This window comes from Burkholderia sp. KCJ3K979, from assembly GCF_016759955.1.
Lineage (GTDB): Bacteria > Pseudomonadota > Gammaproteobacteria > Burkholderiales > Burkholderiaceae > Burkholderia > Burkholderia orbicola.
This window is the reverse complement of the sequence record NZ_JACFYV010000130.1, coordinates 1-18,911: the sequence shown is the minus strand read 5'-3', so window position 1 is coordinate 18,911 and position 18,911 is coordinate 1. Positions and strand designations below refer to the sequence as shown.

Genomic DNA, 18,911 nt, shown 5'->3' with positions numbered 1-18,911 from the left:
CCCGACGACGCGGCGGCCGCTGCCGCCGCGCTCGCCGAAGAGTTGCAGCGCGTGCGCGACGCCGCGCATGCCGAAGGCCATGCGGCCGGCCACGTCGAAGGCCAGGCGCTCGGCTACCAGGCCGGTTTCGCGCAGGGCCGCGAACAGGGTTTCGAGGCCGGCCAGGCCGAAGCACGCGAACAGGCCGCGCAGCTCGCGGCGCTCGCCGCGTCGTTCCGCGAAGCCGTCTCGACCGTCGAACACGATCTCGCCGCCGACCTCGCGCAGCTCGCGCTCGACATCGCGCAGCAGGTCGTGCGCCAGCACGTGAAGCACGACCCGGCCGCGCTGGTCGCCGCCGTGCGCGACGTGCTCGCGGCCGAACCCGCGCTGTCCGGCGCGCCGCATCTCGCGGTGAATCCGGCCGACCTGCCCGTCGTCGAGGCCTATCTGCAGGACGACCTCGACACGCTCGGCTGGAACGTGCGCACCGACGCGTCGATCGAGCGCGGCGGCTGCCGCGCGCACGCCGCGACCGGCGAGGTCGACGCGACGCTGCCCACCCGCTGGCAGCGCGTCGCCGCCGCGATCGGCAAGGTGAGCACGTGGTGACGCGCTCGCCCGAGGCGCTCGCGCACGACGGCATGACGCCGCTCGAACGCGAGCTCGCGCTCGCGTCGTTCGAGCCGGCGGCCGCGCACGATGCCGCGGACGACGCCACGCCGCACGCAGCATCCGACGCCGCCGACGCCGCCCCGCGCGCGCCGCACAATCCGCATCTCGCGCACTGGCGCACGCACCTGAACGGGCTCGCCGCGCGCAGCCACCGCGCGCTGCCGCTGCGGCCGTGCGGACGCCTCACGCGCGCGGCCGGCCTCGTGCTCGAGGCGATCGGGCTGCGCCTGTCGGTCGGCGCCGAATGCACGATCGAGTTGCCGCCCGGCAGCACGCTGCCGCACGCGGAAGCCGAAGTCGTCGGCTTCGCCGGGGACCGCCTGTTCCTGATGCCGACCACCGACGTTGCGGGCGTGTTGCCCGGCGCACGCGTGTGGCCGCGCGAGAGCGCGCCCGTCACCGATCCGCTCGCCGGCGCGAAGCGGCTGCCGGTCGGCTGGGAGATGCTCGGGCGCGTCGTCGACGCGTCGGGCCGCCCGCTCGACGGCCTCGGCCCGCTCGCGTCGAAAGTCGATGCGCCGCTGTCGGCGCCGTCGATCAACCCGCTCGATCGCGAGCCGATCCACCACGTGCTCGACGTCGGCGTGCGCGCGATCAACGCGCTGCTCACCGTCGGCCGCGGCCAGCGGATGGGCCTGTTCGCCGGCTCCGGCGTCGGCAAGTCGGTACTGCTCGGCACGATGGCGCGCTATACGAGTGCGGAAGTGATCGTGATCGGCCTGATCGGCGAACGCGGCCGCGAAGTGAAGGAATTCATCGAACAGATCCTCGGCGAGGACGGGCTCGCGCGCTCGGTCGTCGTCGCGGCGCCGGCCGACGTGTCGCCGCTGTTGCGGATGCAGGGCGCCGCGTACGCGACGTCGCTCGCCGAGTATTTCCGCGACCAGGGCAAGCACGTGCTGCTGCTGATGGATTCGCTGACGCGCTATGCGATGGCGCAGCGCGAGATCGCGCTGGCGATCGGCGAGCCGCCCGCGACGAAAGGCTATCCGCCGTCGGTGTTCGCGAAGCTCCCCGCGCTCGTCGAGCGCACCGGCAACGGGCCCGAAGGCGGCGGCTCGATCACCGCGTTCTACACGGTGCTGACCGAAGGCGACGACCAGCAGGACCCGATCGCCGATTCGGCGCGCGCGATCCTCGACGGCCACATCGTGCTGTCGCGCGCGCTCGCCGAGGCCGGCCACTATCCCGCGATCGACATCGAGGCGTCGATCAGCCGTGCGATGACCGCGCTGATCGACGAAACGCATCTCGACCACGTACGGCAGTTCAAGCAGATGCTGTCGCGCTACCAGCGCAACCGCGACCTGATCGCGGTCGGCGCCTACGCACCGGGCCGCGACGCGCAGCTCGACCGCGCGATCGCGCTCTACCCGCGCATCGAAGCGTTCCTGCAGCAGGGCTTTCGCGAATGCGCGCCGTTCGCATCGAGCCTCACCGCGCTCGATGCGCTGTTCGACGCTTACGGAGGCTGATCCCGATGGCCCACGGCTTTCCCCTTCAGTTGCTGCTCGACCGCGCGCAGGAAGACCTCGACTCGGCCGCGAAGCAGCTCGGCACCGCGCAGCGCGACCGCACCGCGGCGGCCGAACAGCTCGACGCACTGCTGCGCTATCGCGACGAATATCACGCGCGCTTCGCGCAATCCGCGCAGAGCGGCATGCCGGCCGGCAACTGGCGCAATTTCCAGGCGTTCATCGACACGCTCGATGCCGCGATCGCGCAGCAGCGCACCGTGCTCGCCGCGGCCGAAGTCCGCATCGACGAGGCGCGCCCGAACTGGCAGCAGAAGAAACGTACCGTCGGCTCGTATGAAATCCTGCAGGCGCGCGGCGTCGCGCAGGAAGCGCAGCGCGACGCCCGGCGCGAACAGCGCGACGCCGACGAACATGCCGCGAAGATCCTGCGCATGCGGGCCGACGCGGCCCGTTCGTCGTAACCGACCACCGCCTTCGAACGAGAGAACCGTCATGCCTCCCCTGCCCCTGCTCGGCGCGCTGCTCGACACCGCCGGCGCCGCACTCAAGGCCGCCAGCGACTCGGGTGCGTCCGCCGCCAACGACGCGTCGGCCGCCACGAGCGCCGTGCCGTTCGCGCAGACGCTCAAGCAAAGCGTCGCCACGCGCGGCGATACGGCCAACGCCGGTACGTCGGACGTGTCGACCAAACCGGCTGCGTCGAAGCCGGCCGCCGGCACGAAACCGTCCGGCACCGACGACGACAAGACGACCGACGACACGACCGCGAACGCCACCGCCAATCCCGATGCCGCCGCCCTCGCGGCCGCCGCGGCCGTGCAGGCGCAACTGCAGGCGCGCCCGGACACCGCGACGCCGGCCGACGCGGCGACCGCTGCCGCGGCTGCCGCCGCCGTCACTGCGCAAAAGACGGCCGTATCCGGCCAGCCGGACGCCACGGCGACGCTCGCCGATCATGCGGCCAAGGATGCGACCGCCCAGCCGACCGACCCGGCATCGAGCCGCGACGCGCTGCAAGCGGCGCTCGCCAAGCTGACGGGCGGCGCGGGCGCGATCACGATGCCGGCGACCGGCACGAGCGCCGCCGCCACGCCGACGGCGCCGGCAGCGACCGCGTCGAACGCCGCCGCGCCGCTGACGCCGAAAGTGCCGACGTTCGACCGCACGCTCGCCGACGCGAAAGGCACGCTCGCCACCCAGCAGACGCCGACCCAGGTCACGCCGCAGACGCTGCAGGCCGACGCGAACGCGCAGTCCGGCGCCCAGCACGCGCTCGCGGCGGCCGGCAATGCGACGGACCCGGCCGCCAGCGCGACGCTCGCAGCCGGCGCCACGGCCGCCGCCGCGGCACAGGCGAACCTGCAACTGTCGCCGGCCGCCGGCGCGATTGCCGCCGCCAACGCACACGCGCTCGCGCCGCACGTCGGCACGGCCGACTGGACGGACGCACTGAGCCAGAAAGTGGTGTTCCTGTCGAATGCGCACCAGCAGAGCGCGGAGCTGACGCTCAACCCGCCCGATCTCGGGCCGCTGCAAGTGGTGCTGCGCGTCGCGGACAACCATGCGCACGCGCTGTTCGTGTCGCAGCACGCGCAGGTGCGCGACGCGGTCGAAGCCGCGCTGCCGAAGCTGCGCGAGGCGATGGAAGCGGGCGGGCTCGGACTCGGCAGCGCGACCGTCAGCGACGGCGGCCTCGCTTCGCAGCAACAGCAGCCCAACCCGCAGCAGACCAACGCCTACGGCCAGCCGTCGCGGCGCGGGAACGGCGGATCGTCAGCCGTCGATGCACCCGTCGACGCCGCGCAATCCGCACCGGTCGCCGCACGCGCGAGCCGCGCCGGCCTCGTCGATACGTTTGCCTGAGCATGGGCGCCGCCGTGCCGTGTGCGCGCCGCGCCTAGCGGCCGTGCACGGCGGCCGCCGCCTCGCCGCGCGGCACGCCACCCTTGCGCGTGGCGACGATGAAGTCCGCCGCGCGCTCGCCGATCATCACCGACGGCGCATTCGTGTTGCCGCCGACCAGCGTCGGCATCACCGACGCATCCACCACGCGCAACCCGTCGACGCCGCGCACGCGCAGTTGCGGATCGACGACCGCGCGCGCATCCGAGCCCATCCGGCAGGTGCCGACCGGGTGATAGATCGTGTCCGCATGCGCGACGATCGTCGCGCGCAGCTCCGCTTCGCTCTGATCCGGCCGCGTGTACAACTCGCGCCCGCCCTGCGATGCGAGCGGCGCCTGCGACAGGATGCGGCGCATCGCCTGCGTGCCGCGCACCAGCAGGTCGAGGTCGCGTGAATCGCTGAAGAAGCGCGGATCGATCAGCGGCGCGTCGCGCGCATCGCCGCTCGCGAGCGCGACCGTGCCGCGGCTGAACGGCCGCAGCGCGCACACGTGCAGCGAATAACCGAAGCCCCAGTGCATCTTGCGGTTGTGGTCGTCGACGAGCGCCGTGCAGAAATGCAGCTGCAAGTCGGGACGCTCGAGCGACGGATCGCTCTTGATGAAGCCGCCGGCCTCCGCGACGTTGCTCGTCATCATCCCCGTGCGGCTCGAGAAATAGCGCGCGAGCGCCGGCGTCATCTTCGCGATGCCGCGCAGGCACACGCCGACCAGCTCCGACGAATTCACGCGCGTGTTGATGATGAAGTCGATGTGGTCGATCAGGTTCGTGCCGACGTCCGGCGCATCCTGCACGACCGCGATCCCGTGCCGGCGCAGTTGCTCGGCCGGGCCGATCCCCGAACACATCAGCAGTTGCGGCGAATTGAACGCGCCGGCCGACAGGACCACTTCCGCGCGCGCGCCGAACGTCTCGACCCGCCCGTTGCGCGACACCACGACACCGACCGCGCGCTTGCCGTCGAAGCCCACGCGCAGCACCGTCGCATCGGTGATCACGTGCAGGTTCGGCCGGTTGCGACCGTAGATATACGCGCGCGCCACGCTGCAGCGCGCCCCGTCGCGATGCGTGACCTGATAGAAACCGACGCCTTCCTGCGTCGCGCCGTTGAAGTCGTCGTTCAGCGGATAGCCGGCGGCATGCGCGGCCTGGATGAATCGTTCGGAGAACGGATTGCGAAAGCGCAGATCGGAAACGGTCAACGGGCCGTCCGCGCCGTGCCACGCGTCGGCGCCGCGCTCGTTGCCTTCCGCGCGGCGGAAATACGGCAGCACCTCCTGCCAGCCCCAGCCCGTCGCGCCGAGCTGCGCCCACTCGTCGTAATCGCCCGGGTGGCCGCGCGTGTAGATCATCGCGTTGATCGCGCTCGAGCCGCCCATCCCGCGCCCGCGCGGCTGGTAACCGCGCCGCCCGCCCAAGCCCGGCTGCGGCACCGTCTCGTAGCCGTAGTTGGTGCCGAGCTTGTACGGCACCAGCGCCGCGATGCCGACCGGCATGTTGACGAGCAGGTTGCGCTCCGTATGCGAGCCGGCCTCGATCAGCGCGATCGTCGCATCGGGGCAGGCATCGGCGAGACGGCCAGCCAGGCTCGAGCCGCCCGAACCGCCGCCGACGATGATGTAGTCGTATTGCATGTCACGTCTCCGTCGTGTCATGGAAGGCGCCCGGCACCGCCGCGCGACCGCGTCTCCTCTTGTGTTCGGGCATTGTAGGAATGGCCGCGCCGTGCGCGGCGCGCCGATTCGAGAGCGATTCCTCTAAACGCCCGCGTGAACTAAATTTAAGATGTATTGATGCGCTTCGCGCGATGCACCGGCCACGAGAAGCCGATTCGTCGCGAAACGGGAGGAACGACGATGCGGCGCAAGATCCTGCAGGCCACGTGTCGACCAAGTGATCCGAAAGTCACGCGCGCGGCCCGCATTTCATTTCAAACGGCGACCCGCGCGACGATCCACGGCACGATGCGCGCAGTCGGTCGAAATCGAACGGCACGTGTCATCGCCGACCGTTTGGACGGTGTGTCGGCGCCACCGCAGGTTGCGCGGCGCCAGGCCGTCGCGTACCCGTCGCGCTGCGCTGCCGCAGTGCGCCGGCAGACGTGCGCAAGACGGCATCGCGTGCCTGCTCGTCACCGTATCGGATCGTGCGCGCCTGCCGTGCGGCATGACTTTCGGACCCGGACACCGTCGCGCGGATACGACGCCTGCCGCGCGCGGCAACCGGTTTTCGAACACCCGTCGCATCCGGCCCCGTGCCGGGCGACATGCATCACCCGATCCGCGTCGCCGCGCTCGCCGAGCGTGCGCGTGCGGCGTGACGGCCGGCCGATCAGCCAGGCCCAACTGGAGGAGACGACATGAAGAACGACCTGCCCGAACTGGCCCCGCAAGCATTGCCATCGGTCGACGCGCTGACGTCGCTGCTGCACGACCAGCGTGCGGCGTACCTGCGCGCACCGTACCCGGCATGGGACACGCGTGCGCAGCACCTGCGCGCGCTGCGCACGATGCTGATCGACCACGCGGATGCGCTCGCCGACGCGATCAGCGCCGATTTCGGCCATCGCGCGAAGCAGGAAGTGCTGCTGTCGGAAATCTGGATGGCCAAGGAAGAGATCGACGACGCGCTGAAGCACGGCAAGCGCTGGATGAAGCCGCTCCGCAAGCCGATGAACAAGTGGCTGCGCCCGGCGCGCGCGAAGGTGATTCCGCAACCGCTCGGCGTGGTCGGCATCGTCGTGCCGTGGAACTACCCGGTGCTGCTCGCGGCCGGCCCGCTGATCTGCGCACTCGCCGCCGGCAACCGTGCGATCATCAAGATGTCCGAACTGACGCCGCGCACGTCGGCGCTGTTCGAGCAGCTCATCGGCAAGACCTTCACGCGCGACCACGTCGCGGTCGTGAACGGCGATGCGGAAGTCGGCGCCGCGTTCAGCGCGCTGCCGTTCGACCATCTGCTGTTCACCGGCTCGACGCAGGTCGGCCGCCACGTGATGCGCGCGGCCGCCGACAACCTCACGCCCGTCACGCTCGAGCTCGGCGGCAAGTCGCCGGCGATCGTCGGCCCGAATGCGCGCTTCGACGCGGCCGTCGATGCGATCGTCGCCGGCAAGACGCTGAACGCCGGCCAGACCTGCATCGCGCCCGACTACGTGCTGCTGCCGCGCGGGATGGAAGGCGCGTTCATCGAGCGCGCGCGGACCCGCTTCGCGAAGCTGTATCCGGACCTGTCGGCCAACGGCGACTACACGACGATCGTGTCGCCGCGCCACTACGCACGCCTGCAGCAACTCGCGAGCGACGCGCAGGCGGCCGGCGCGCAGCTGCATCCGCTGTCCGACGCGCAGTCCGATCCCGCATCGCGCCGCTTCGTGCCGTGCGCGGTGACGCAGGTGCCGGCCGCGTCGCAACTGATGCAGGAGGAAATCTTCGGGCCGCTGCTGCCGCTCGTGCCGTACGAACGGCTCGACGAAGCGATCGCGTACGTCAATGCGCGCCCGCGTCCACTCGCGCTGTACCTGTTCGACGAGGATGGCGGCACGATCGACCGCGTGATGCGCGAAACGATCTCGGGCGGCGTCTCGATCAACGAAACGCTGATGCACATCGCATGCGGCAGCTTGCCGTTCGGCGGAGTCGGTGCGAGCGGCATGGGCGCGTATCACGGCTACGACGGCTTCGTGACGTTCTCGAAGATGAAGCCGGTGCTCACGCAGGCGCGGCTGAACGCGCGCAACCTGCTCGCGCCGCCGTACGGCAAGCGCTTCGCCGCGCTGATCAAGCTGATGCTGAAGTTCTGAGCGAGGCGGGCCGCACGCATCGCGGCCCTGTCCAACCTGCCGCGCGGCATGGATGCCGCGCACGCAGCCGTCACACGGGCCAGAGCGGCCCTTCCTGCATCGCGCCGATCTGCTCGCGCAGTTCGAGCACGCGCGCTTCCCAGTAACGATGCGTGTTGAACCACGGGAACGCGGCCGGAAACGCCGGATCGTCCCAGCGCCGCGCGAGCCACGCCGCGTAGTGGATCAGCCGCAGCGTGCGCAGCGCTTCGACCAGATGCAGCTCGCGCGGCTCGAATTCGCAGAAATCCTCGTAGCCCGCGAGCAGGTCGGCCAGCGCGCGCGACGCGCCTTCGCGATCGCCCGGCAACAACAGCCACAGATCCTGCACGGCCGGCGCCATCCGGCTGTCGTCGAAGTCGACGAAATGCGGGCCGGCATCGGTCCATAGCACGTTGCTCGGATGACAGTCGCCGTGCGTGCGCAGCAGGCGAATCTCGCCCGCGCGCTCGAACGCGGCCTCGACGCCTTCGAGCGCGAGCGCGACCGCGGTCGCGTACGCCGGTCTTACGTCATCCGGAATGAAATCGTGCGCGAGCAGATAGTCGCGCGGCTCGTAGCCGAACGTATTGATGTCGAGCACGGGACGCGCGACATACGGCTGCGTCGCGCCGACCGCATGAATGCGGCCGATGAAGCGGCCGAGCCATTCGAGCGTGTCGCTGCGGTCGAGATCGGGGGCGCGGCCGCCGCGCCGCTCGAAGATCGAGAAGCGGAAACCGTCGAACGCGTGCAGCGTGCGGCCGTCGAAGGCGCGCGCGGGCACCGCCGGAATCTCGCGCGCGGCGAGTTCGGCGACGAACGCATGCTCTTCGAGAATCGCGTCGTCCGACCAGCGCGCCGGGCGATAGAACTTCGCGACGACCGGCGGGCCGTCTTCGATACCGACCTGGTAGACGCGGTTTTCGTAGCTGTTGAGGGCGAGCAGGCGCCCGTCGGTGCGCAGGCCGGCCGGCATCAGCACGCTGTCGAGCGCGTCGAGCACGCACTCGGGCGTGAGACCGGCGAACGGTGGGCTGGCGGGAGAAGCGGGAGCGGAAGTGGCGTCTGTCATGCCCCGCATTGTGCCGCCTGCCGGACCGAAAGACGAGCGTCGGTGCTTAGTGAAGCGCCGCGCCGGCCGGCAGAACGGATTCGCCGGTGTCGATCAGGTCCTCGAGAAAGAATGGTTCGGTGTTGAGTTCTTTCGACTCACCCGGCACGCCCGCGTACCAGGTCACCATGGCCATGTCGCCCAGGATGCGCTGGACGATGCCGCGCGCGCCTTTCGGCACCGCGATATGGGTAGTGCAGACGATCGACCCGATATGCATGATGGTTCCCCACTCTTGAATCTTGAAACCCGGCCCGCTGGCGAGCCGGCAAATGCGCGATCCGCGCCGCTCTCGGCGGAGCGTTGCGCGTGATCCCATTGTTCACGGTTTATCGAAGCGCGAAAAGAAGAAGAAGCAGGCGAAGTGCCGCGAATTCGTCGAATGTCTCCAATCAACCACTGCGCCGGGCATGTACTTGCCCACCCGGTTACCCCCATCATACCCTGTCGAATGTGACTGCCCGCCGAAACCGCCCGGCGCCGCCGCACGCACATGATTGACGCAACGCGCGTGCCGCTTCGCTTCGCCGCTGCGGAATCATCTGAACACTTCGCGCGACCGACCGGAATCACCTCGCACACGTCGCATGCCGATCGCTTTGCCCCCTTCGTCGAACGCTTGCGTGCGCAGCGACATCGGCCCCCTCCCGACGCACCCTATCGTCCGCGATGCGCGGCCGCGGACAGTGGTTGCGTTCGATGGCTGCCTTGCGGTACCTTAGGCTTTCATTCGCGTTCAACCGCATTCCGACACGATGTATCCGCTCACGTCCGCCCTCGCAAAATCCCGGCCGCAGTTCGACGCGCGGCCGCAGGCGTGCGTGCATCCGTCGGTCCTTCCTCCTCCTGTCGCACCGCCGCTCGTCTGCGCCGCGCCGCCCCCGCCGGCGGCACGCGCCGGCTGACTCGCCGGCTTTTCGTTTTCGTCTTCCATTCGCCCCGCTGGCTGTAGGTACGTGCGTCGTGACGCACGGCACGTTGCCGCGCGCGAATGGAATGTTTCGATCCGTTCGACAGGTGGATTCACATGGTCTCGTTCAAACGCGCGCTCGCCGCGCATGGCGCGACGTCGCTCTTCGTGCTGCTGTGGAGCAGCGGCGCGATCTTCGCTGAACTCGGTCTGCGTCATGCGTCCGCGTTCGCCTTTCTCACTGCCCGTTTCGCGCTCGCATCGCTCGTGCTGCTCGTGCTGGCGTTCATGCGCAGACGGTGGCTGCCGCCGCGCGGCGAGCGGCGCATGGCCGCGCTGACCGGCTTGCTGATGATGGGCGGCTATTCGATCTTCTACCTGCTCGCGCTCGAGCGCGGCATCGCGCCCGGCGTGCTCGCGACGATACTCGGCGTGCAGCCGATCCTCACGCTCGCGATCGTCGAGCGTCGCTGGCAACCCGTGCGTATCGCCGGGCTCGCGCTGTCGCTCACCGGCCTCGCGCTCGTCGTGGGCCGTGGCGTGAGCGGCGGAACCGGCGGCCTGTCGGCGGCCGGCATCGCGTGCGCGCTGACGGCGCTCGTCGCGCTGACCGTCGGCTCGCTGCTGCAAAAGCGCGTACGCGCGGCCCCCGCCGACGTGCTGCCGCTGCAGAACGCGATCGGCCTCGCGCTGTGCGTCGCGATCGTGCCGTTCCGGCCGGTGTCGTTCGACATGAGCTGGGCGTTCGTCGTCCCGCTGCTGTGGCTCGGCATCGTGATTTCGGTGATCGCGCAACTGCTGTTCTACCGGTTGATGCAGCGCGGCGATCTCGTCAACGTGACGAGCCTGTTCTATCTCGTGCCCGTCGTCACCACGTTGATGGATGCCGTGTGGCTCGGCAACCGGCCCGAGCCGCTCGCACTCGCCGGCATGGGCGCGATCATCGCGGGGCTCGCGCTGGTGTTCCGCGCGCCGGCCGCCCGCCCGCAACCCGACCGCGCGTGAGTAGACGGGCCGCCGCGCCCGCGGGTGCGGCGGCCCGTATCGGACACATACGACGATTCCGCACAAATCGAAAGGAACGGGAAAGATGCGTGCAAGGCGTTCGTCTTGTTTGCCCGAAAAACGCGGAATTCTCGGGGCTTTCCGCTGATTTTTAATGGTTCGGATAGCGAAAAACGCCGCCGGTTGCCTATACTCGAATTGACCGGCCTGCACGTAACGGGCCGGACCAACTAGAAACACCCGGCATGGGGCCGGGGTGAGCGCATGCGTGCCGTTTCAGGCCGATATCCCGCAGGGATGGAGCCGCCAACGCAAGCACTGAAGCGCCCACTTCGGTCGACACTGGAGACACGCATGACGACCTACTTCACGATCGGCGACTTCATCCTGTTGATTCCGATGGCGCTGGCCGGAGCGCTGTTTCTCGGCGCGGTGCCGTGCGCCACTCAATTCCGTCACAACCTGCTGCGCGTACTCGGCGTCATTCTCGGCGTCGGCGTCGCGGTATTGCTCGTTGAAGGCCTGCCTGCGCTGATCTAGCGCCGCCGGCCGTGCGCGACGCGCATCGCTGCACCGCAGCGATGCGACGTACCGCGTGCGCGTCGGACCCGGCACGCGATGTTTCGCATGCCGTATCGACTTCCGCTCAGATCGCCTGATCGGTGGACGGCTTTTCCCACAAATTAATGCCGCCTTCGGTCGCGTAACGATCGATCTCCGCGAGTTCTTCCGCCGAGAATTCGAGGTTCTTCAACGCACCGACGTTCTCGCGCACCTGCTCCGCCCGGCTCGCGCCGATCAGCGCGGACGTCACGCGGCCGTTACGCAGCACCCACGCCAGCGCCATCTGCGCCAGGCTCTGCCCACGCCGTTCGGCGATCGCGTTGAGCTTGCGCACATGCTCGAGGTTGTCCGCGCTCAGGTGATCCTCCTTCAGCGAGCCGCCGCCCGGCTTGTTCACGCGCGCGTCGGCCGGCACGCCGTTCAGGTACTTCGACGTGAGCAGGCCCTGCGCGAGCGGCGTGAACGCGATGCTGCCCGCGCCGACGTCGTCGAGCGTGCCAAGCAGATCCTCTTCGATCCAGCGGTTCAGCATGTTGTACGACGGCTGGTGAATCAGCAGCGGCACCTTGTATTGCGCGAGCAGCGCGGCCATCTCGCGCGTCTTCGCGGCCGAATACGACGAAATGCCGATGTAGAGCGCCTTGCCCTGCTGCACGGCCGACGCCAGCGCACCCGCCGTTTCCTCGAGCGGCGTATGCGCGTCGAAACGGTGCGAGTAGAAGATGTCGACGTAGTCGAGCCCCATCCGCTGCAGGCTCTGGTCGAGGCTCGCGAGCACGTACTTGCGCGACCCGCCGCCGCTGCCGTACGGGCCCGGCCACATGTCCCAGCCGGCCTTCGTCGAGATCAGCAGCTCGTCGCGATACGGGCGGAAATCCTCCTTCAGCAGCCGGCCGAAGTTGATTTCGGCGCTACCGTACGGCGGCCCGTAGTTGTTCGCGAGGTCGAAGTGGTTGATGCCGAGGTCGAACGCGGTGCGCAGGATCTCGCGCTGCGTCGAGATCGGCGTCGAATCGCCGAAGTTGTGCCACAGGCCGAGCGACAGGGCGGGCAGTTTGAGCCCGGATTTGCCGCAAGTGCGGTATTGCATGCCGGCATAACGTTCGGAAGCTGCTTCGTAGGCCATGAGTCTGTTCCGTCAGGACATCGGGGAAAGGGACGCGCGCCGGCCGCGCCAATGACGCGACGGCGGCGAAGGAGTCATACGACGACTATGGTAGCGAAAGCGGCCGGATCACGCACGGCGGCGCGACGATGGACGCGACCGCGGCGCTCGCCTACACTGCGGCGTCTCGAATCACCGTTTCAGCGAGGTTGGTATGTCCCGGGTCATCTCGGTTGCACTGCTCGTCGGCGGCGTCGTGCTGCTGTATTTCGGCGGCCAGTCGTTCCATTCGATCAACGACAACGTGTCGCGCTTCTTCACCGGCTCGCCCGCGACGAAGACGATCCTGCTGATCGTCGGCGGCGCCGTCGCATCGTTCGTCGGCCTGATCGGCCTCGCGATGCCGGGCGGCAAGCGCTGATCGCATCGCAGCGCGACGCGCGCACGGCTAGCGATCGCAGCGAGAGCGGCTCGGTCGACTATCCGGCCTATGGCAACCGGCTCGTCGTGCCGACATCACGCGCGCGAGCCGCGCCAAACGAAACGGGCGGCCAGGCCGCCCGTCGTTTCATTTGCCCGCGATGCACCGCATCGCGTGATCGCCGCGGCTTCGCCGGCCGCCGGTCAGCCTAGAACTGCACTTCCGGCTTCGATGCCGAGCGCGTGCCGGGCACCGGCCGGTTGCTTGCGCCGTGGTACGTGTACACGAGCGAGAACTTCACCTGGTCGGAACGGTTCTGCCCGGCCGAATGCAGCGTGTTGCTGTGGAAGAACACGACGTCGCCCGTCTGCAGCGACGGGCACGTCGCCGCGTCGATCATCCTGCGGTTCTCCGGCAGATCACTGCGGAAGAATTTCGCGTCATCGAACGCTTCCGGTCCGAATTCGGCCGTATGCGAACCCGGCACGAGCCACAGCGCACCGTTCTCGTTGGTTTCCGGCCCGAGCGCGAGCCACACCGACACCATGTCCGGCCGCTCGAACGCCCAGTAGCGGAAATCGCGATGCCAGCCGGTCAGGCTGCCGTACGCCGGGTGCTTCGTCATCATGCAGTTGTGATGCGCACGCGACAGCACGGGCTCCTCGCCGAAATACGCGCGCATCCACGCGCCGATTTCGGGCGCGATCGCGCGCTCGGCAAACGCCGGATCGCGCGAATACGCATCGAGCAGCCGTCGCACCGTATGCCCGCCCGGCGCATGCTTCGATTCGGGCGCGCCCGGGTAGCGCAGGTCGGCCTCGAACTCGATCGGCTCGGCGGCCTCCCGTAACTGGCGCTCCGCGATCTGCCGGAGCGTCGCGCACTGCGCTTCGCCGACGAGGCCGCGCGCGACGACGAAGCCGCGCTCGCGCAATTCCGCGACTTGCGCGCGGATCGATTCCGACTGCAATGGAGACGACATGGGATGCCAGACGTTTATTGTGTGAATGTGACGATTGTAAATCGGCGCCGGATACCGCGAACAGCACCATTGTCGTGCGCAGGGGCATGCCAATCGCGGATTTGATCCAGCGCAAGGGAACTGTGCGACGCGGCACCTGCCTGAGCGACAGGCGGTATGCGGCACACGCCTTGCTGCACGAGGGTTTATCGCGACTTTTGCCGGTCACGAAACCCCTGTAGCCTGACGCGGCCTGTCAATTCTGGCGGGCGCGGCGCGCGACGGGTTTAGGTAAGATCCGTTGTGCCATCCGAGGCCGTTGATACCAGTGCGCTCTTCAGGGCGCCACCCATACAAGCGAAGCATCGTTCACATGCCATTCCGTCTGACTTCCCGTTTCAACCGCGCTGCGAAGCGCGTCGTGCCGTCCGCTCCTGCCCGCTCGCTGCGCCATCACCGCGCCCGCACGCAGGCGCTGGCAGAACGTACGCACACGCACAGCCGGCTGGACGGCATCCGTGCGTGGTTCCACGCGTTTTTCTCGATGATGAGCGCCCAGGCGTTCGCCCGCCGCGCCGGCCTGCGTTCGCTGCTGCAGAAACCGTCGTCGCTGCGCGCGCTCGCGCTGCGCCGCAAGCTCGGCCCGCAGCGCCGCGTCAACCGTCCGCGCCGCCTCGCGGCGAGCAACGGCTGGTTCGGGTTCGGCGCACGCTGATCAGGTACCGGCGGGCATGGCCCGCACCGATCGCCGCCGTTGCCGCGACGATCGACACCCATAAAAAACCCCGGCTAGGCCGGGGTTTTTCATTTCAGGCGAACGACGCTTACGCGACGCGTGCCGTCGGCTCCACGCCGGCCGCTTCGGCCAGCGCGAGCGCCTTGTCGGTTGCTTCCCACGAGAATTCCGGCTCTTCGCGACCGAAGTGGCCGTAAGCCGCGGTCTTCTCGTAGATCGGGCGCAGCAGGTCGAGCATCTTGATGATGCCCTTCGGACGCAGGTCGAAATGCTCGCGCACGAGCTTCGTGATCACCGCATCCGACACGCGGCCCGTGCCGAACGTGTTGACCATCACCGAAGTCGGCTCGGCCACGCCGATCGCGTACGACACCTGGATCAGCGCGCGCGACGCGAGGCCGGCGGCGACGATGTTCTTCGCGACGTAACGGCCGGCATACGCAGCCGAACGGTCGACCTTCGACGGATCCTTGCCCGAGAACGCGCCGCCGCCGTGCGGTGCGGCACCGCCGTAGGTATCGACGATGATCTTGCGGCCGGTCAGGCCGCAATCGCCCTGCGGGCCGCCGATCACGAACCGACCGGTCGGGTTCACGAGGAACTTGATGTCGCCCTTGATCAGCTCGGCCGGCAGCGTCGGCTTGATGATTTCCTCGATCACCGCTTCGCGCAGCGCGGGCAGCTCGATGTCCGGTGCGTGCTGCGTCGACAGCACGACGGTGTCGATCGAATCGGGCTTGCCGTCGACGTAGCGGACGGTGACCTGCGACTTCGCGTCCGGACGCAGCCATTGCAGGCGACCGTCGCGGCGCAGGCTGGCCTGGCGCTCGACGAGGCGGTGCGACAGGTAGATCGGCAGCGGCATCAGTTCCGGCGTTTCGTCGCACGCGTAACCGAACATCAGGCCCTGGTCGCCCGCGCCTTGGTCGAGGTTGTCGTCGTGTGCACGATCGACGCCCTGCGCGATGTCCGGCGACTGCTTGTCGTACGCGACGAGCACCGCGCAACCCTTGTAGTCGATGCCGTAGTCGGTGTTGTCGTAGCCGATGCGCTTGATCGTATCGCGCGCGATCTGGATGTAATCGATGTTGGCCGTCGTGGTGATTTCACCGGCCAGCACGACGAGACCCGTGTTGCACAGCGTTTCCGCCGCAACGCGGGAGTATTTGTCCTGCTCGAGGATGGCGTCGAGAATCGCGTCCGAGATTTGGTCCGCGACTTTGTCCGGATGGCCTTCGGAGACGGATTCGGACGTGAAGAGATAATCGTTTGCCACTTTTTCAGGCTCCTGTGTGGTTACGGTTGGTTTCACGTAGCCAGCTTCGTTGGGCCTGAAGCGGCGACGCTTTAGCGGATTACCAGGACCGGGCAGCGTGTGTCGCGCCAGCCGGCTTCGCCCCGCAAGTTGTCAGTTAACTCGGCGAAGCCCGTATTATAGCGGCTTTCCTGAATTGTCACAGAGCGCCGCCCGTGCTGCATCGTCCGCTGTCTTACCACCCTGTTCGCAACGTACCGGCCAGCCGGCCCTACGGAGATTCCGCATGCTAGGCCGCCTCGGCACGCACCTCGCCATCGGCTTGCTGAAGCTGCTCGCCCTGCTGCCGTACGGTCTGACCGCACGGTTCGGCGATGGCCTCGGCTGGCTGCTGTATCAGATCCCCAGCCGGCGAAAGCGCATCGTACATACGAATCTGAAACTCTGCTTCCCGGACTGGAGCGACGAACAGCGCGAGGAAGTGGCGGGCCGGCATTTCCGTCATGCGATCCGCAGCTACGTCGAGCGCAGCGTGCAATGGTTCGGCTCGGAGAAGAAGCTCGCGAAGCTGATCCAGGTCGACAGCGCGGTCGATCTCACCGATCCCGACCTGCCGCCGACGCTGTTCCTCGGTCTGCACTTCGTCGGCATCGAAGCCGGTTCGATCTGGCTGAACCGTTCGCTGCAGCGTCGCTGCGGATCGCTGTACCAGCCGTTCTCGAACGCGGTGCTCGAGGAAGAGGCGAAGAAGGCGCGCGGGCGCTTCGACGCCGAGATGGTCGGCCGCGCGGACAGCGCGCGCGTCGTGCTGCGCTGGCTGCGCGACCGCAAGCCGGTGATGCTCGGCGCGGACATGGACTACGGGCTGCGCAACTCGACGTTCGTCCCGTTCTTCGGTGTGCCGGCCTGCACGCTGACGGCCGTCGGCCGGCTCGCGAAGACGGGCCGCGCGCAGGTCGTGCCGTTCATCGGCGAGGTGCTGCCGAACTACAAGGGCTACCGTCTGAAGGTATTCAAGCCGTGGGATCACTACCCGACCGGCGATGACGATCTCGATGCGCGGCGGATGAACGAATTCCTCGAGGAGCAGATTCCGCTGATGCCCGAGCAGTATTACTGGGTGCACAAGCGTTTCAAGACGCGCCCGCCCGGCGAGCCGAGCCTGTACTGAGCTGGCGGCGAGACGTTCGCGGGCGCGCCGTCATGTGCGCGCCCGTGCTCTCGCCACCTTCGGGGCGCCCTTTGCGCGCGCCTGCCACAGATCGTAAGCCGACTGCTGTGCGAGCCACAGATCGGCCCTTCCCCCGTTTTCCTCGCCGAGCCACGCTTCGAGCCGCAACGCCATTTCCGGCGAGATGCCGGCATGGCCGTGCAGGACCCGCGACAGTGCGGCACGGGTCACGCCAAGTTGCGACGCGGCCTCGGTGACGGTCAGACCGAGCGCCGGCAGCACGTCGTCGCGCAGCGTTTCGCCCGGATGGGGTGGATTGAAGATGCGGGTCATGGCTTGAATCACCTTAGTGGTAGTCCTGGTAATCGACCAGAACGACGTCGCGGCCCTCGAATCGGAATGTCAGCCGCCAGTTGCCGTTGACGCCGACGGCGTAATATCCGTCCAGCCCGCCAGCGAGGCCGTGAAAACGCCAGCCAGGCACATTCATGTCCTGCGGCGCGCCAGCGACATCAAGACGCGCCAGCATGCGCCGCAGCCTGGGCGCATGATCGGGCCGAATGCCCGCCTTGCTCCCGGTGACGAAAAACGCTTCCAGTCCCTTGTGTACCCATGACTTGATCATGGACCTCCCACACTCGAGCGCGACCTCGACAGCATGGCCCGGATGTGTGTAGCCAGACTATACGAATCACTTGATTTCCTCGTCAATTTGACCTGTACGAAAACGCTCGTCCGGGTCGCCCATGCCTTCGTCGTGTATTCGGGCACGCACTGCCCGTGCTGCCCCCGCCACACCCTGCCAATTTGTCCGCTCGCCACGTACCCGACCAGTCGACCAATCGACAGATGCCGCCTGCCCGGCCCGCAGGAGCAACCTGAAGCACCGTCCCCGCGCAGGACGCCCCTCTCGGCTGCATGTATCATTTGCGGTTGAGATCAGCACGACGAACAACGCTGCCCCGGCATGGCCGCCGGCCGCCCGTGTCGTGCCGACCGCCTTGTTCGCCATGGAATTCCGGACCCAGTGAAACTCTCGTTCACCAAGATGCACGGCGCGGGCAACGACTTCGTCGTGCTCGACGGCTATTCGCGCGCGCTGCCGCCGCTCACCGAAGCGCAGGTGCGCGCACTCGCCAACCGCCATTTCGGCATCGGCGCCGACCAGTTGCTGCTGGTCGAGAAACCGACCGTCGACGGCGCGGATTTCAAGTACCGGATCTTCAATTGCGACGGCGGCGAGGTCGAACACTGCGGCAACGGCGCGCGTTGTTTCGTGAAGTTCGTCAGCGACCGCGGCCTGACCGACCAGCGCAGCGTGCGCGTGCAGGTCATGAAGGGCCTGATCACGCTGACGTTGCAGGAGAACGGCGAAGTCGTCGTCGACATGGGCGCGCCCGTGTTCGCGCCGGCGCAGGTGCCGTTCGACGCAGCGGGGCTCGACAGCCGCAAGGAAGGCAACGACACGCTGTGGCCGCTCGACGTGGGCGGCGCGACGCGCTGGATTTCGACGGTGTCGATGGGCAATCCGCACGCGGTGCAGGTCGTCGACGACGTCGAAGCGTATCCGGTGCTGGAAGAAGGCCCGCTGATCGAGCGCCATGCGCGCTTCCCGCAGCGCGTGAACGCCGGCTTCATGCAGATCGTGTCGCGCCACGAAGTGAAGCTGCGCGTGTACGAACGCGGCGCGGGCGAGACGCTCGCGTGCGGCACCGGCGCGTGCGCGGCGGTCGCGGCCGGCATCCGGCGCGGCCTGCTCGATTCGCCCGTGACCGTGCACACGCACGGCGGCACGCTGACGATCGGCTGGGAC

General features: G+C 68.3%; 19 protein-coding genes. 11 read left to right on the top strand and 8 right to left on the bottom strand.

Annotation, left to right across the window (positions count from 1 at the left end):
- The 4 genes from fliH to H3O04_RS23605 form a co-directional block, all read left to right on the top strand.
- A partial coding sequence (gene fliH, locus H3O04_RS23620) for a flagellar assembly protein FliH (RefSeq protein WP_202588548.1) occupies positions 1-591 on the top strand: 591 nt, incomplete at its 5' end.
- A 32-nt stretch (positions 592-623) separates the two neighbouring features.
- Positions 624-2,129 carry a flagellar protein export ATPase FliI gene (fliI, locus tag H3O04_RS23615; RefSeq protein WP_237666397.1) on the top strand — a complete coding sequence of 502 codons (1,506 nt, stop codon included), beginning with the start codon at positions 624-626 and terminating at the stop codon, positions 2,127-2,129.
- Between the two features lie 5 nt (positions 2,130-2,134).
- A complete protein-coding gene (fliJ, locus tag H3O04_RS23610) occupies positions 2,135-2,593 on the top strand; it encodes a flagellar export protein FliJ (protein ID WP_011546447.1) in 459 nt (152 codons plus the stop codon).
- 31 nt (positions 2,594-2,624) lie between these two features.
- Positions 2,625-3,995: a flagellar hook-length control protein FliK gene (locus tag H3O04_RS23605; protein WP_202588546.1), complete on the top strand. Its 1,371-nt coding sequence runs from the start codon at positions 2,625-2,627 to the stop codon at positions 3,993-3,995.
- A 34-nt stretch (positions 3,996-4,029) separates the two neighbouring features.
- Here H3O04_RS23605 and H3O04_RS23600 read toward each other — a convergent pair whose 3' ends face one another.
- A complete protein-coding gene (locus tag H3O04_RS23600; RefSeq protein WP_023477645.1) occupies positions 4,030-5,670 on the bottom strand; it encodes a GMC family oxidoreductase in 1,641 nt (546 codons plus the stop codon).
- A gap of 725 nt (positions 5,671-6,395) precedes the next feature.
- Between H3O04_RS23600 and H3O04_RS23595 the strand changes: the two genes are divergently transcribed.
- Positions 6,396-7,838 carry a coniferyl aldehyde dehydrogenase gene (locus H3O04_RS23595; protein WP_027812641.1) on the top strand — a complete coding sequence of 481 codons (1,443 nt, stop codon included), beginning with the start codon at positions 6,396-6,398 and terminating at the stop codon, positions 7,836-7,838.
- Between the two features lie 70 nt (positions 7,839-7,908).
- On the opposite strand, the gene H3O04_RS23590 is transcribed toward H3O04_RS23595, so the two are convergent.
- Both H3O04_RS23590 and H3O04_RS23585 read right to left on the bottom strand, forming a co-directional pair.
- Positions 7,909-8,931, bottom strand: a complete 1,023-nt coding sequence (locus H3O04_RS23590) for a serine/threonine protein kinase (protein ID WP_027812642.1) — start codon at positions 8,929-8,931, stop codon at positions 7,909-7,911.
- Between the two features lie 46 nt (positions 8,932-8,977).
- Entirely contained in the window at positions 8,978-9,190 is a 213-nt protein-coding gene (locus H3O04_RS23585; protein ID WP_006477514.1) for a hypothetical protein, read from the bottom strand.
- An 807-nt stretch (positions 9,191-9,997) separates the two neighbouring features.
- On the opposite strand from H3O04_RS23585, the gene H3O04_RS23580 reads away from it, so the two are divergent.
- The gene (locus H3O04_RS23580) at positions 9,998-10,885 is read left to right on the top strand and encodes a DMT family transporter (RefSeq protein WP_011694437.1); all 888 of its coding nucleotides are present in this window, start codon (positions 9,998-10,000) and stop codon (positions 10,883-10,885) included.
- Between the two features lie 354 nt (positions 10,886-11,239).
- Positions 11,240-11,425, top strand: a complete 186-nt coding sequence (locus H3O04_RS23575) for a hypothetical protein (RefSeq protein WP_006482800.1) — start codon at positions 11,240-11,242, stop codon at positions 11,423-11,425.
- A 106-nt stretch (positions 11,426-11,531) separates the two neighbouring features.
- Here the strand turns inward: H3O04_RS23575 and mgrA are convergent, their stop codons facing one another.
- Entirely contained in the window at positions 11,532-12,575 is a 1,044-nt protein-coding gene (mgrA, locus tag H3O04_RS23570; protein ID WP_069233283.1) for an L-glyceraldehyde 3-phosphate reductase, read from the bottom strand.
- A 193-nt stretch (positions 12,576-12,768) separates the two neighbouring features.
- Here mgrA and H3O04_RS23565 point away from each other — a divergent pair, with 193 nt between their 5' ends.
- Entirely contained in the window at positions 12,769-12,975 is a 207-nt protein-coding gene (locus H3O04_RS23565) for a DUF3185 family protein (RefSeq protein ID WP_006477510.1), read from the top strand.
- A 208-nt stretch (positions 12,976-13,183) separates the two neighbouring features.
- Here the strand turns inward: H3O04_RS23565 and H3O04_RS23560 are convergent, their stop codons facing one another.
- Positions 13,184-13,957 carry a phytanoyl-CoA dioxygenase family protein gene (locus H3O04_RS23560; protein WP_175809907.1) on the bottom strand — a complete coding sequence of 258 codons (774 nt, stop codon included), beginning with the start codon at positions 13,955-13,957 and terminating at the stop codon, positions 13,184-13,186.
- 352 nt (positions 13,958-14,309) lie between these two features.
- On the opposite strand from H3O04_RS23560, the gene H3O04_RS23555 reads away from it, so the two are divergent.
- The gene (locus tag H3O04_RS23555) at positions 14,310-14,651 is read left to right on the top strand and encodes a hypothetical protein (protein WP_006477508.1); all 342 of its coding nucleotides are present in this window, start codon (positions 14,310-14,312) and stop codon (positions 14,649-14,651) included.
- Between the two features lie 109 nt (positions 14,652-14,760).
- On the opposite strand, the gene metK is transcribed toward H3O04_RS23555, so the two are convergent.
- Positions 14,761-15,948, bottom strand: coding sequence for a methionine adenosyltransferase (gene metK / locus H3O04_RS23550; RefSeq protein WP_011546455.1), 1,188 nt, complete (start codon positions 15,946-15,948; stop codon positions 14,761-14,763).
- A 265-nt stretch (positions 15,949-16,213) separates the two neighbouring features.
- Between metK and lpxL the strand changes: the two genes are divergently transcribed.
- Positions 16,214-17,098 carry a lauroyl acyltransferase LpxL gene (lpxL, locus tag H3O04_RS23545; RefSeq protein ID WP_200160877.1) on the top strand — a complete coding sequence of 295 codons (885 nt, stop codon included), beginning with the start codon at positions 16,214-16,216 and terminating at the stop codon, positions 17,096-17,098.
- Positions 17,099-17,128: 30 nt separating this feature from the next.
- Here lpxL and H3O04_RS23540 read toward each other — a convergent pair whose 3' ends face one another.
- Both H3O04_RS23540 and H3O04_RS23535 read right to left on the bottom strand, forming a co-directional pair.
- Entirely contained in the window at positions 17,129-17,431 is a 303-nt protein-coding gene (locus tag H3O04_RS23540) for a HigA family addiction module antitoxin (protein ID WP_011546457.1), read from the bottom strand.
- A 13-nt stretch (positions 17,432-17,444) separates the two neighbouring features.
- Entirely contained in the window at positions 17,445-17,723 is a 279-nt protein-coding gene (locus H3O04_RS23535; RefSeq protein ID WP_006477504.1) for a type II toxin-antitoxin system RelE/ParE family toxin, read from the bottom strand.
- A gap of 402 nt (positions 17,724-18,125) precedes the next feature.
- On the opposite strand from H3O04_RS23535, the gene dapF reads away from it, so the two are divergent.
- On the top strand, positions 18,126-18,911 hold a 786-nt coding region (gene dapF, locus H3O04_RS23530), incomplete at its 3' end, for a diaminopimelate epimerase (RefSeq protein WP_202588545.1).

What these genes read in the sequence shown, in the direction of transcription:
- H3O04_RS23575 (WP_006482800.1), top strand. Translation starts at nt 11,240, where the DNA reads ATGACGACCTACTTCACGATCGGCGACTTCATCCTGTTGATTCCGATG.
- H3O04_RS23560 (WP_175809907.1), bottom strand. Translation starts at nt 13,957, where the DNA reads ATGTCGTCTCCATTGCAGTCGGAATCGATCCGCGCGCAAGTCGCGGAA.
- H3O04_RS23585 (WP_006477514.1), bottom strand. Translation starts at nt 9,190, where the DNA reads ATGCATATCGGGTCGATCGTCTGCACTACCCATATCGCGGTGCCGAAA.
- fliI (WP_237666397.1), top strand. Translation starts at nt 624, where the DNA reads ATGACGCCGCTCGAACGCGAGCTCGCGCTCGCGTCGTTCGAGCCGGCG.
- H3O04_RS23535 (WP_006477504.1), bottom strand. Translation starts at nt 17,723, where the DNA reads ATGATCAAGTCATGGGTACACAAGGGACTGGAAGCGTTTTTCGTCACC.
- H3O04_RS23605 (WP_202588546.1), top strand. Translation starts at nt 2,625, where the DNA reads ATGCCTCCCCTGCCCCTGCTCGGCGCGCTGCTCGACACCGCCGGCGCC.
- H3O04_RS23590 (WP_027812642.1), bottom strand. Translation starts at nt 8,931, where the DNA reads ATGACAGACGCCACTTCCGCTCCCGCTTCTCCCGCCAGCCCACCGTTC.
- lpxL (WP_200160877.1), top strand. Translation starts at nt 16,214, where the DNA reads ATGCTAGGCCGCCTCGGCACGCACCTCGCCATCGGCTTGCTGAAGCTG.
- H3O04_RS23555 (WP_006477508.1), top strand. Translation starts at nt 14,310, where the DNA reads ATGCCATTCCGTCTGACTTCCCGTTTCAACCGCGCTGCGAAGCGCGTC.
- H3O04_RS23600 (WP_023477645.1), bottom strand. Translation starts at nt 5,670, where the DNA reads ATGCAATACGACTACATCATCGTCGGCGGCGGTTCGGGCGGCTCGAGC.
- H3O04_RS23540 (WP_011546457.1), bottom strand. Translation starts at nt 17,431, where the DNA reads ATGACCCGCATCTTCAATCCACCCCATCCGGGCGAAACGCTGCGCGAC.
- H3O04_RS23580 (WP_011694437.1), top strand. Translation starts at nt 9,998, where the DNA reads ATGGTCTCGTTCAAACGCGCGCTCGCCGCGCATGGCGCGACGTCGCTC.
- H3O04_RS23565 (WP_006477510.1), top strand. Translation starts at nt 12,769, where the DNA reads ATGTCCCGGGTCATCTCGGTTGCACTGCTCGTCGGCGGCGTCGTGCTG.
- fliJ (WP_011546447.1), top strand. Translation starts at nt 2,135, where the DNA reads ATGGCCCACGGCTTTCCCCTTCAGTTGCTGCTCGACCGCGCGCAGGAA.
- mgrA (WP_069233283.1), bottom strand. Translation starts at nt 12,575, where the DNA reads ATGGCCTACGAAGCAGCTTCCGAACGTTATGCCGGCATGCAATACCGC.
- H3O04_RS23595 (WP_027812641.1), top strand. Translation starts at nt 6,396, where the DNA reads ATGAAGAACGACCTGCCCGAACTGGCCCCGCAAGCATTGCCATCGGTC.